The following is a 12208-nucleotide window of genomic DNA, read 5'->3' on the forward strand; positions in this document are numbered from 1 at the left end:
GGTTCATTGCCCGCTAGAGCTCTCTGAGACGTACGATGCGGCAGGGCGCCACAGGGTGCATGCCTGATGGCACGCATGGGCTGGACAAGCGGCGACGCTGACGGCAAGATGCGGCATCCTCACCGCTGTCCATTCAAACACGCTGCCCATGCAAGCCGACTACGCCACCATCCTGCAATGGATCTACCTGTTCAATTCACTGGCCCTGGCCCAGCTGGCCCTGAAGCAACTGGGCCGGCGGCGCAAGGCGCGCGCGCTGGAGCAGCGCTTCCGTGCCGCCCAGACGGCCGAATGGCGCAACACCGCGCCGGACTTCCTCACCGCGCGCCTGGGCGCTCCCCACGCCCAGCAGAGCGTTGAAGACGGCGCTACGCTGTACCGCTGGCGCGGTGAGCGGCACTGGCTGGAGGCGCGCTACCGCGAAGGACAATGCGAGAGCGTGGACGTCTCCGATCACCTGGAAGAAAGCTTCCCCACCGTCAATACCTATTTCAATTGCGCCGTGCTGGCCGCGCTGGTCTGCGCCTGGAAATTCTCGGGCCTGGCCGATGCGCCAGACTTGCCGGTGGCTGCTGCGGGCAAGCAATACCTGGCCAATTTCATCGTCTTCCTGGCCGGCGCCTGGCTGCTCTCCTTCGTGCTCAAGCGCCAGCGCCTGCTGCTCAACCTGGGCTGCATCGCGATGGTGGTGCTGGCGCTGCCGCTGCTGAACTGGCCTTGACGCCTTACCGCGGCATCCTCATTCGGCCACCACATCGGCCACCCGGTAACCGACGCCGATCTCGGTGAGGATGTGTACCGGCTGGGCCGCGTCGCGCTCCAGCTTCTGGCGCAGGCGCTGCATGTAGATGCGCAAGTAATGACCGTCTTCTGCATGCGAAGGCCCCCATCCGGCCACCAGCAACTGGCGGTGCGTAATGACGCGTCCGGCATCGCGCAGGAGCGTGGACAGCAAGCGATATTCGATCTGCGTCAGATGCAGCGCCTCGCCATGACGGCTCACGCTGCGCGCCGGCAAATCCACCACCACATCGCCGAGCCGGTAGCGGCCACTGGACTGGCCGGCACTGGAGGCGCGCGCATGACGGCGCAACTGGGCACGCATGCGGGCCAGCAGCTCGGGCATGCCGAAGGGCTTGACCAGGTAGTCGTCGGCGCCGGCGTCGAGCGCTTCCACCTTTTCGGATTCCTGGGTGCGCGCCGACAGGATCACGATGGGTACGCTGCTCCAGTTGCGGATCTCGCTGATGACCTGCTTGCCATCGCCATCGGGCAGGCCGAGGTCGAGGATGATCAGGTCGGGCTTGCGGGTGCCGGCTTCGGTGACGCCCTCACGCGCGCTCTTGGCTTCGTGGACGACGAAGCCTTCCTGTTCCAGGGCGCTTCTGACCAGCTTGCGGATATGCGGATCATCCTCGATGAAGACGATATTGCCTGCGTGTTCTTGCATGGTGAGTCCTTATTCCTCGGGCAGGGCCGGCTGGGTTTCCACCGGCAGCGTGAAGCAGACCGTCGCGCCCTGCCCGGCTTCCTGCGGCGCGATCCAGATGCGACCCTGATGCGCCTCGATGATGGCGCGACAGATGGCCAGGCCCAGGCCGACGCCGGGGGTGGCCGATTCATTGTCGCCCCGTGTGAATTTCTCAAAGGCGTGCTGCGTCATGGCCGGCGGAAAACCGCGTCCCTGGTCCGTCACGCAGACCTTGACCTGGGGCGCGCCATCACTGTCCTCCACGTGGGCGCTGATGCCGATGGGCGTACCGGGCGGCGAATACTTGATGGCGTTTTCCACCAGGTTGGCCAGCACGCGCTCCAGCAGCACGGCGTCCACCCGCAGCAAGGGCAGCTCAGGCGCGATGCGGGTCTCCACCTGCCGCCCTTCAAGCGCCTTGGCCAGCAGGCGCAGGGCCGAGCCGGCCAGTTCTTCCAGCGCATTCCATTGACGATTGAGCGTGACCACGCCGGCTTGCAGGCGCGCCATGTCGAGCAGGTTGTTCATCAGGCCGACCATCTTCTGCGACTGTTCGCTGATGGTGCGGGCCATGGCGCGGGCGTCGTCGTCCAGCCGGGTGTTGGCGGCCAGCACGTCGGCGCTGCCCACCAGCGACGTCAGCGGCGTGCGCAGGTCATGCGAGATGGCCGAGAGCAGCGAATTGCGCAGGCGTTCGGACTCCATCGTCACCAGCGCATCCTGGGCCACCTCGGCATAGTGCAGCCGTTCGATAGCCATGGCGATCTGCGAGCAGAAGATCTCCAGCATCTGGCGGTTCTCGGGCAGCGCCAGTTGCGCTGCGGCGAGCTGGCGCTCTTCCTCGCTGGGCGCGTCAATGGCGAAGGCCAGCACGCCGCGGGTACGCATGGTGGCCGTCAGCGGCAGATAGAGCGCCGCTGCCGAGGGCAAGGTGGCGGTGCCTTTGCCGGCGGCCTGGCCATTGTCATAGACCCACTGCGCCACGCCGGCATCGACATTCCTGAAGACATGCGCAGCGCCGCTGTCCTGCTCGGGCTCGGCCAGGCGCAACTGGTCGGCGCTGTCGGGCAGGAAGAAGGCAATGCGCGCACCGAACACGGCGGCCAGGTGACGGCGGCCGATCTCCAGGATCTGGTCCAGCGTCAGCAGCGCCGACAATTCCTTGCCCAGCATGTAGAGATTGGCCGCCCGCCCTTCCCTCTGCATGGCCACACTGGCCTGGCGACGCAGGCGCGCGGTGAGCGAACTGATGAACAGCGACACCGCCAGCATCACCGCCAGCGTCAGCAGGTATTGCGCGTCCGAGACCGAGATGGAGAAACGCGGATCGACGAAGAAGAAATCGAAGGACAGCACCGACAGCACCGACACCAGCGCCGAGGCCGCACGGCCATAGCGCATCGCCACCAGCATCACGCCCACCAGGTAGAGCATGATGACGTTGGCCGGGTGCAGCTTGCCATCGAGCAGGAAGGCCAGCGTGGTCGTGATGGCGCAGCTGGCCACCGCCCACAGGGTGCCGCGGGTGCGGCGGCGGCGCGTGAGCAGGGCTTCGGCGGCGCTGGCGGCGCTGTCGGGACTGGCGGGTTCGTGCTGATGCCGGGTGCGGCTGCGGGCGATGGTGTAGAGATCGATTTCGCCGCCGCTGCGGGCGATGCGCTGGGCCAGTGTGCCGCGCGGCCAGCGCAGCAGGCGGCGCAGACCGCCCTCTTCCTGGCCGATCACCAGCTTGCCGGCATTGCGGCTGCGGGCAAATTGCAGCAGCGCCGCGGCCAGTTCCTCGCCACTGATGCTGGCCGTTTCCGCGCCCAGGGAGTGCGCCAGCTTGAGGTAGGCCACCACCCGTTCGCGCGCCTCCATGGCCTGGCGCTGGCCGGGCAGGTCCACATGCACGGCCAGCCATTCGGCCTGCAGCTTGGCGGCCAGGCGTGCGGCTTCGCGGATCAGCCGTTCTTCACCGGAGCCGCTGCCGATGGCCACCACGATGCGCTCACGCGCCTGCCACAGCTGGGCGATGGATCGGTCGGCGCGATACTGGCGCATGTCGGCGTCGACCCGGTCGGCGGTGCGGCGCAGGGCGATCTCGCGCAGCGCGATCAGGTTGCCCTTGCGGAAGAAATTGCGCCCGGCCTTCTCGGCCTGCTGGGGCAGGTAGACCTTGCCCTGCTGCAGGCGCGCCAGCAATTCGTCGGGCGGGATATCGACCAGCATGACATCGTCGGCTTCGTCGAAGACGTGGTCAGGGACGGTTTCGAAGACGCGGATGCCGGTGATCTGGCCGACCACATCGTTGAGGCTCTCGATGTGCTGCACATTGAGGGTGGTGTAGACATCGATGCCAGCGCGCAGCAGTTCGTCGATGTCCTGCCAGCGCTTGGCATGGCGCGAGCCGGGTACGTTGGAGTGGGCCAGCTCATCGACAAGGATCACGCCGGGCTTGCGCTCCAGGGCGGCGTCCAGGTCGAATTCCGGCAGTTGCCGGTCGCGGTAGGCCACCATGCGCATGGGCAGGCGCGCCAATCCAGCCAGTTGCGCTTCGGTCTCGGCGCGGCCATGGGTCTCGACCACGCCGGCGACTACGTCACCCCCTTGCGCAGCCAGCGCCTGGGCCGCTTCCAGCATGGCGAAGGTCTTGCCCACGCCGGCCGAGAAGCCAAAGAAGATCTTCAGGCGACCGCGCGCCTGGCGCTCTTCGTCGCGCATCACGCGTTCGAGCAGGTCGTCGGGATCGGGGCGGGTCGTCATGTCGGGGTATCAGGGTTGAAGCATTGTAGTGGCAAAAGGCCGGTGCTACGCACTAGACGTAGCACCGGCTGCGGCGAGCCTCTCCATTACCGTTCGGACTGAGTAGCGGCGCAGCCGCGTATCGAAGACGCTCCTGAGCCTGTCGAAGGGCTCTCCTGAGCCTGTCGAAGGGGGGGCGCGCTGCGCTACCGGCTCATGCAGAGCAGTCGGCGTACCCTTCGATACGACGCTGCGCGTCTACTCAGGGCGAACGGGTCGGAGGGTGATCCTATTGTTTGGCATCCGTCTTGGGCATGGGTGCTGCCGCATCCAGCGCCAGATTGAGCTTAAGCACGTTCACGCGCGGTTCACCGAACAGCCCCCATTGCGGCGCCTCGCTGTTGACGCGGATCAGCGCGCGCACCTGCTCCACGCTCAGGCCGCGCTCACGGGCCACGCGGGCGGCCTGGAAATCGGCGGCGGCCGGGCTGATGTGCGGGTCCAGGCCACTGGCCGAGGCCGTCAGCAGGTCGATGGGAATGTTGCGGCGGTTCTGCGGATCGGCCTCGTGCAGGGCCTTGGCGCGCTCTTCGGCGGCCTGCTTGAGGGCCGGATTGGTCGGCCCCAGATTGCTGCCGCCGGAGGCCATGCCATTGTCGGGGAAGGTCCCGGCCGCCGAAGGCCGGCCCCAGAAATAGGCCGGGCTGGTGAAGTTCTGGCCGATCAGTGCCGAGCCGACCACCTGGCCCTGGCGTTCGATCAGGCTGCCATTGGCCTGCTGCGGGAAGAAGGCTTGCGCCAGGCCCGTCACCAGCAAGGGATAGAGGCCGCCCAGCAATACGCCCAGCAGGATGAAGAGCGTGATGGCGGGACGCAGGGGATGGGGTGTGGAAGTGTTCATGTGACTATCCTTGAGAAACGGGTATCAGGAAATCAAGTTCAGACCAGGCCGAAGGCGCTCAGCAGCAGATCGATCAGCTTGATGCCCACGAAAGGCACCAGGAGGCCGCCCACGCCATAGATCAGCAGGTTGCGGCGCAGCAGCACGGCTGCGCCCAGGGCGCGATAGCGCACCCCGCGCAGGGCCAGCGGAATCAGGGCCACGATCACCAGCGCATTGAAGATCACCGCCGACATGATGGCCGAATCGGGGCTGGTCAGACGCATCACGTTGAGCGCGCCCAACTGCGGATAGTTGGCCACGAACATGGCCGGGATGATGGCGAAGTACTTGGCCACGTCATTGGCGATGCTGAAGGTGGTGAGGCTGCCGCGCGTCATCAGCATCTGCTTGCCGATCTCGACGATCTCGATCAGCTTGGTCGGATTGGAATCCAGATCGACCATGTTGCCGGCTTCCTTGGCGGCCTGGGTGCCGCTGTTCATGGCTACGGCCACGTCGGCCTGGGCCAGCGCGGGCGCGTCATTGGTGCCGTCGCCGGTCATGGCCACCAGCTTGCCCTCGGCCTGGTGCTGGCGGATCAGGGCCAGCTTCTGTTCCGGCGTGGCTTCGGCGAGGAAGTCATCGACCCCGGCCTCGGCGGCAATGGCGGCGGCGGTCAGGCGGTTGTCGCCGGTGATCATGACGGTCTTGATGCCCATGCGGCGCAGTTCGCCAAAGCGCTCCTTGATGCCACCCTTGACGATGTCCTTCAACTCCACAGTACCGAGGATGCGGATCGGTGCGCCCTGGTTGATCATGGCCGCCTCGGCATGCCATTCGATGACCACCAGGGGCGTGCCGCCCCGGCGGGCGATGGATTCGATATCACTCTCGACCTGGGCCGGCAGGCGCTGGTCGGCGGCGCGGGTGAGCTTGCGGATGGCGTCGGCGGCGCCCTTGCGGATGCGGCGGTGGCCCAGGTCGATGCCGGAGACGCGGGTCTGCGCCGAGAACGGGATGAATTCCGCACCCAGGTTGGCCATCTCGCGTTCGCGCAGGTTGAAGCGATTCTTGGCCAGCACCACGATGCTGCGCCCTTCCGGGGTTTCATCGGCCAGCGAGGCCAGTTGCGCCACATCGGCCAGCTCGCGCTCGGTGACGCCCGGCGCCGGCATGAAAGCTGCGGCCTGGCGGTTGCCCAGGGTGATGGTGCCGGTCTTGTCCAGCAACAGCACATCGACGTCGCCGGCGGCTTCCACCGCACGGCCGGAGGTGGCGATCACGTTGGCCTGCATCATGCGGCTCATGCCGGCCACGCCGATGGCCGAGAGCAGACCGCCGATGGTGGTGGGGATCAGGCAGACCAGCAATGCGATCAGGGCCGTCACCGACACCGGCGAGCCCGAACCGGCGGCATTGACCGAGAAGATCGAGAACGGCAGCAAGGTCACCGTCACCAGCAGGAACACCAGCGTCAGCGCCACCAACAGCAGGGTCAGCGCCAGTTCATTGGGGGTCTTCTGGCGGCGTGCGCCTTCGACCATGGCGATCATGCGGTCCAGGAAGGCTTCGCCCGGATTGACCGAGACGCGCACCACGATCCAGTCCGACAACACGCGGGTACCACCGGTGACGGCCGAGAAGTCGCCGCCCGATTCGCGGATCACCGGTGCGGATTCGCCGGTGATGGCGCTTTCATCGACGGTGGCCACGCCTTCGATGACTTCGGCGTCGGCCGGCACGGTGTCGCCCGCTTCGATGAGCACCAGGTCACCCTTGCGCAGGCTGCCGCCTTCCACCACTTCGCACTGGCTGGCCAGCACTTGCATGTCATCGCCACGCACATGCTCGGCGCGGCGCAGCTTCTTGGCCATCACGCTCTTTTTGACGCCGCGCAGGGCGGCGGCCTGGGCCTTGCTGCGGCCCTCCGCCAGAGCTTCAGCGAAGTTGGCGAAGAGCACCGTGAACCACAGCCAGGCGGCGATGGCGAAGATGAAGCCAGCAGGCGCCTCACCCTGGCCGACAAGGGCCTGGATGAACAGCAGCGTGGTCAGGATGCTGCCCAGGTAGACCACGAACATCACCGGATTGCGCCACTGCGCACGCGGCGAGAGCTTGCGGAAGGAATCGGCCAGGGCCGGCTTGACGATCTTGGGATCGAACATCCAGCGCGCGGTCTGGGCCGCCGAAGGGATGGCTTCAGGCGTGACCGTTGCGCTGGCGGAGGTATTGCTGGAAGGGGTAGTCATAAGGGTATCCGTTGCGGGTTGCTGCGTCGGGCGCCATGCCCGGCGCAATCCATCCAATCATTTACATCGCCATCATCTGCAGGTGCTCGACCACCGGCCCCAGCGCCAGCGCCGGTACATAGGTCAGCGCACCGACCAGGATCACCGCGCCGATCAGCAGCGCCACGAACAGCGGACCATGCGTGGGCAAGGTGCCGGAGGTGGCGGCCAGGCGCTTCTTGCCAGCCAGCGAACCGGCCATGGCCAGCACCGGCACGATGATGCCGAAGCGGCCCAGCCAGGTGCAGATGCCGGTGGTGATGTTGTAGTACGGTGTGTTGGCCGAAAGCCCGGCAAAGGCGCTGCCGTTGTTGTTGGCCGCCGAGCTGAAGGCGTAGAGGATTTCGGAGAAACCGTGCGCCCCCGGATTGGCGATGCCGGCCAGGCCCGCCTCCACCATCACCGAGAGCGCCGTGAAGATCAGCACCAGGGCCGGGGTCATGAGGATGGCGATGGACATCATCTTCATGTCGAACACGCCGATCTTCTTGCCCAGGTATTCGGGCGTGCGGCCGATCATCAGGCCGGCGATGAACACCGCCAGCACCGCGAAGATCAGCATGCCGTACAAGCCCGAGCCGACCCCGCCGAACACCACTTCACCCAGCTGCATCTGCAGCATCGGCACCAGTCCACCCAAGGGCGAGAGCGAGTCATGCATGGCATTGACCGCACCGCAGGAAGCGGCCGTGGTGATGGAAGCAAACAGCGCCGAGGCCGGGATGCCGAAGCGGGTTTCCTTGCCTTCCATCATGCCGGGGCCTGTGGCGTGCAGCGAGGCCAGCATGGGATTGGGTTGCGACTCGGCATACATCAGCACCAGCGTCATGACCACGAAGAGCAGCGTCATCGCCGCCAGGATGGCCCAGCCCTGGCGACGGTCGCCCACCAGCACGCCAAAGCTGGTGCACAGCGCTGCGGGAATGATGAGGATGGCGAGCATCTGCAGGAAGTTGGAGAGCGGCGTCGGGTTCTCATAGGGGTGGGCCGAGTTGGCGTTGAAGAAACCGCCGCCATTGGTGCCGATCATCTTGATGGCTTCCTGCGAGGCCACCGGCCCCATGGGCAGGGTCTGCTTGTCGGTGCTCTGGGCTTCGGTCACCGGTTCGCCTTTGGCGTCCTTGAGCGGCTGTCCTGCGGCGTCCAGCTTGGGCACGGTGTAGTGCGTCACTTCCAGGGTCTTCACGTCCTGGTAGGCACGGAAGTTCTGGATACTGCCCTGCTGCACCAGCACCAGCGCCAACACCACCGACAGCGGCAGCAGCACGTAGAGCGTGCTGCGGGTCATGTCCACCCAGAAGTTGCCGATGCCCTTGCTGCTGTGGCGGGCAAAGCCGCGGATGAGTGCGAACGCAATGGCGATGCCAGTGGCCGCCGAGAGGAAGTTCTGCACCGCCAGCGCAGCCATCTGGGTCAGGTAGCTCATGGTGGACTCACCGGCGTAGCCTTGCCAGTTGGTATTGGTCACGAAGCTCAGCGCCGTATTGAAGGACGAATCCGGGCTGACACTGGCCAGCGCTGCCGGGTTCAGCGGCAGCCATTGCTGCAGGCGCTGCAACAGGTAGACCACGATGGCGCCGATGAAATTGAACAGCACGACGGCGATGGCGTACTGCTTCCAGTCCATCTCGTGTTCACGGCTGATGCCGCAGAGGCGGTAGAAGACGCGTTCGATGCCGCCGAAGAAGCGGTTGACGCGTGACTTGCCTTCCATCACACGGGCCATGTACCAGCCCAGCGGCAGGGAAAGCAGCAGCAGGACGGCCAGGTAGAGGCCGAGCTGGTAATAGTTGTTGCTGTCCATGTCAGAAATCCTCCGGCTTGATCAGGGCGTAGACCAGGTACAGCAACAGGGCGACGGCAACCGCCAGCCCCAGCGCATACATGAGGTTCATTTCTTCTCCCCTTCCTGCCGTTCCAGACGGCTGCACAGGGCGATGAAGGCCCACATCGAGAGGCCGCAGACGAGCAGCATGCCTATGTAGAGAAAATCGGTTTGCCACATTTCCCACTCCATTGTTGACGTTGTTGCGCTCGCTTCCGGGGACGGAAGCGGAGACAGTCGAACGATAGGGAAAGCAGCATTAAATCCCGGTAAATGTTTCGCGCAGGAGCGTAAACAAAACGTAAATGAGACGGTGCGGCTCGCCAGCGCAAGAGAGGAACGAAGCGCATGGGCTGATGAAAAGCCTCTCCTCCCGTTCGGACTGAGTAGCCCCGAGGGGGCGTATCGAAGGCACGCCGGCGATGGCGTCACCAGGGAATACGGATGGGAAGGACAGACGGCGCGTCTTCGATACGCCCCCTGCGGGGGCTACTCAGTCCGAACGGGAAGGAGAAACGAGGAGGAATAACAAGAAAGCGTAACGGAAGGAGTACCGGGACGGCGTTGTGAGCAGCAGCGACACGCCGGGCAAATCAGAAATCGCCGACACGCCCCAGTTCGATGCGGTTCTTGCCCAGGCGCTTGGCGGCGTACATGGCCTTGTCGGCCATAGAGAGCAGTTCTTCCGGGCCGACCTCGCCGTCCAGGTCGGGCTGGTAGACGGCCACGCCAATGCTGCTGGAGATGTGGACAGTGGAATGGGTCAGCTCGAAGGGTTCGCGGATGGCATGCAGGATCTTCTCGGCCACCATGATGGCGTCCTGCTGGCTCTGGAGGTTTTCCAGGATCACCACGAATTCGTCGCCAGCCAGGCGCGCCACCGTATCGACATCGCGCACCGAGGCTTGCAGCCGGCGCGCAAACTCCACCAGCAGTTCATCGCCAGCCTCATGGCCATAGCGGTCATTGATGCCCTTGAAACCATCTAGGTCCATGAAGAACAGGGCCAGCAACTGGTGTGCGCGGCGCGCGCGCATCATGCCTTCGGGCAGGCGGTCGCTGAAGGCGCGGCGGTTGGGCAGGCTGGTCAGCACGTCGGTGAGCGCCAGCTCGCGCATCTGGTCGCGGAAGGCCAGGCGCTCGGTGATGTCGTGCAGGAAGGCGATGAACAGATGGCCGCTCTGGCGCTTGACATGGCCCACCGTGATCTCGACGGGCAACTCATGACCATCGCGATGCAGGGCCTGCAGTTCGATGCGGTTGTTGATGACCACGCTGGTGCCGTCCTTGAGGAACTGCGCCATGCCGTGGTTGTGCGCCGCCCGCATGTCGGAGGGGATGATCAGCTCGGCCATGCTGCGTCCCATGACGGTATCGCGCGGCCAGCCCAGCAAGAGCTCGGCCTGGCGGTTCCATTCCACGATGTGACCGTGTTCGTCGGCGGCGATGAAGGCGTCCTGGGCGTTTTCCAGGATGGCGCGCAGCTCGGCGGCGCTTTCTTCCAGCTGGATCTGGTTGGTCTGCTGCTGGTCCAGGGCCTGCTGCAGGGCGGTCGCGGTCTCGTGCAGGCGGCTGGTGCGTTCGACCACGCGCTCTTCCAGGCTCTCGTTGAGCGAACGCATCTCGCGCAGGTAGCGCTCTTCGCGTTCGACCATGGTGCCCAGGGCGGAAGACAGCAATTGCAGCTCGCGCACGCTGGTCACCAGTGGAATCTCGACTTCCTGCAGACCGGCAGCGCGCTGCTCCAGCGCCGCCGACAAGGCATTGATGGGGGCCACCAGACGACGGGTCAGCGCAAAGGCCAGCAAGACCAGCACCGCGCCGGCCATTGCGCCCACGAGGATGACGCGCCGCTCCAGGTCACGGAAGGCTTCCAGGGCCACCGTTTCGGGCTGGCGCACGATGACGGTCCACTTCAGTTTCATCTCGCCACCCAGCCCGGTGCGCGCATAGCCGATGACATAGCGGCGGCCATCCGGCCAGGTCTCGATGATCGAGCCGCCTGTGCTGGACTGCTGCGCGGCGCGGAAGCTGGCCGTATCGATCTTGGTCTCTTCCATGTCCTTGGGACCGAGGATGACGGTGCCATCGGAACGCACGATGAGCACGTCCACGTCATAACGGCTGCTGGTGGGATTGAGCAGCTTGGAGGCGATCTCGCGCGCCCAGCCCCAGGACAGGTGCATGCCCATCACGCCGATCATCTGGCCTTGCATGTTCAGCACCGGCATGGAGATATCGACAAAGCGCCAGGGGTCGGACTGGGGCGGCAGCTTCTTTTCCAGCAGCAAGGCCGGATGGTAGTCGGCGGCGTACTCGGTCTGCTGGCCTTGCTGGAACCATGGCCGCTCGGCCACGCTCATGCCTTCGAGCAGGCCCTTGGTGGCCGCCAGCACGGTGCCGTCGGGCTTGGCCATGCCGATCCAGGCATAGTGCGGCACGTTGCGCTGCAACTCCTCGATCACCCCACGAATGCGCGCCGGGTCCTGGGCCTGACGGATGGAGGGGCGCGACACCAGCAGGCGAATATCGATCTCGCGCTCGGCCATGCCGCGCTCGAGCGCATCCTGCATCTGCCAGGCCAGTTGCTTGAGGCGCGTCTCCACTTCCGAACGCGCGTAACCGCGGGTGAACTGATCCACCAGGATCAGCACCGACACGGTCGTGACGAGCACGGTGACAACCACCCCCAGCGTGATCAATGACGACAGGTTAGGCGGAGATGGGGCTTTTTTCTTATTCAATTGATACGCTTGGTACGAACTGCAGCAATACGGCTGAATGCATGACGGCTCCCCTGTGAACCGCATCGCGCATCTCACGCCTATTTATGAAATGCGTTCTAGGTATTTCGGCATCTTGCCAGAACACCTATGGTTTTTCATCGCATTTCCAGAAAAAGTACGAGAAATTTTTACCAAGAAGCAAAAATCACCCCTCCTCTGCTCCGGTATCAGCGCGCAAAATGTCTGGAGCGGCCAGCACAAAGGGATACCGACATTTTTCCCGCGGAGCGG

At 65.1% G+C, this 12208-nt stretch carries 8 protein-coding genes; 1 reads left to right on the forward strand and 7 read right to left on the reverse strand.

Features of this window, described 5'->3' with window-relative positions:
- Positions 1 to 148: 148 nt before the first annotated feature.
- Complete coding sequence (locus BGK68_RS26570) at positions 149 to 721, forward strand: hypothetical protein (RefSeq protein ID WP_075259542.1); 573 nt, start codon at positions 149 to 151, stop codon at positions 719 to 721.
- A gap of 18 nt (positions 722 to 739) precedes the next feature.
- Here the strand turns inward: BGK68_RS26570 and BGK68_RS26575 are convergent, their stop codons facing one another.
- The 7 genes from BGK68_RS26575 to BGK68_RS26605 form a co-directional block, all read right to left on the reverse strand.
- Entirely contained in the window at positions 740 to 1450 is a 711-nt protein-coding gene (locus BGK68_RS26575) for a response regulator (RefSeq protein ID WP_013235715.1), read from the reverse strand.
- Positions 1451 to 1459: 9 nt separating this feature from the next.
- Positions 1460 to 4216, reverse strand: a complete 2757-nt coding sequence (locus BGK68_RS26580; RefSeq protein WP_075259543.1) for a sensor histidine kinase — start codon at positions 4214 to 4216, stop codon at positions 1460 to 1462.
- Between the two features lie 268 nt (positions 4217 to 4484).
- Positions 4485 to 5096, reverse strand: a complete 612-nt coding sequence (gene kdpC, locus BGK68_RS26585) for a potassium-transporting ATPase subunit KdpC (protein ID WP_075259544.1) — start codon at positions 5094 to 5096, stop codon at positions 4485 to 4487.
- A 38-nt stretch (positions 5097 to 5134) separates the two neighbouring features.
- Positions 5135 to 7327: a potassium-transporting ATPase subunit KdpB gene (kdpB, locus tag BGK68_RS26590; protein ID WP_075259545.1), complete on the reverse strand. Its 2193-nt coding sequence runs from the start codon at positions 7325 to 7327 to the stop codon at positions 5135 to 5137.
- 61 nt (positions 7328 to 7388) lie between these two features.
- Positions 7389 to 9170 (reverse strand): potassium-transporting ATPase subunit KdpA, encoded by a 1782-nt coding sequence (kdpA, locus tag BGK68_RS26595; protein WP_075259546.1) that lies wholly within the window; start codon positions 9168 to 9170, stop codon positions 7389 to 7391.
- Position 9171: 1 nt separating this feature from the next.
- Entirely contained in the window at positions 9172 to 9261 is a 90-nt protein-coding gene (gene kdpF / locus BGK68_RS26600) for a K(+)-transporting ATPase subunit F (RefSeq protein ID WP_075259547.1), read from the reverse strand.
- A 523-nt stretch (positions 9262 to 9784) separates the two neighbouring features.
- Positions 9785 to 12001: a diguanylate cyclase domain-containing protein gene (locus tag BGK68_RS26605; RefSeq protein WP_075259548.1), complete on the reverse strand. Its 2217-nt coding sequence runs from the start codon at positions 11999 to 12001 to the stop codon at positions 9785 to 9787.
- Positions 12002 to 12208: the final 207 nt, after the last annotated feature.

Origin of the sequence: Herbaspirillum camelliae, assembly GCF_001929405.1 — a bacterium.
GTDB classification, from domain to species: domain Bacteria; phylum Pseudomonadota; class Gammaproteobacteria; order Burkholderiales; family Burkholderiaceae_D; genus Herbaspirillum; species Herbaspirillum seropedicae.

What these genes read in the sequence shown, in the direction of transcription:
- BGK68_RS26570 (WP_075259542.1), top strand. Translation starts at nt 149, where the DNA reads ATGCAAGCCGACTACGCCACCATCCTGCAATGGATCTACCTGTTCAAT.
- BGK68_RS26575 (WP_013235715.1), bottom strand. Translation starts at nt 1,450, where the DNA reads ATGCAAGAACACGCAGGCAATATCGTCTTCATCGAGGATGATCCGCAT.
- BGK68_RS26580 (WP_075259543.1), bottom strand. Translation starts at nt 4,216, where the DNA reads ATGACGACCCGCCCCGATCCCGACGACCTGCTCGAACGCGTGATGCGC.
- kdpC (WP_075259544.1), bottom strand. Translation starts at nt 5,096, where the DNA reads ATGAACACTTCCACACCCCATCCCCTGCGTCCCGCCATCACGCTCTTC.
- kdpB (WP_075259545.1), bottom strand. Translation starts at nt 7,327, where the DNA reads ATGACTACCCCTTCCAGCAATACCTCCGCCAGCGCAACGGTCACGCCT.
- kdpA (WP_075259546.1), bottom strand. Translation starts at nt 9,170, where the DNA reads ATGGACAGCAACAACTATTACCAGCTCGGCCTCTACCTGGCCGTCCTG.
- kdpF (WP_075259547.1), bottom strand. Translation starts at nt 9,261, where the DNA reads ATGAACCTCATGTATGCGCTGGGGCTGGCGGTTGCCGTCGCCCTGTTG.
- BGK68_RS26605 (WP_075259548.1), bottom strand. Translation starts at nt 12,001, where the DNA reads ATGCGGTTCACAGGGGAGCCGTCATGCATTCAGCCGTATTGCTGCAGT.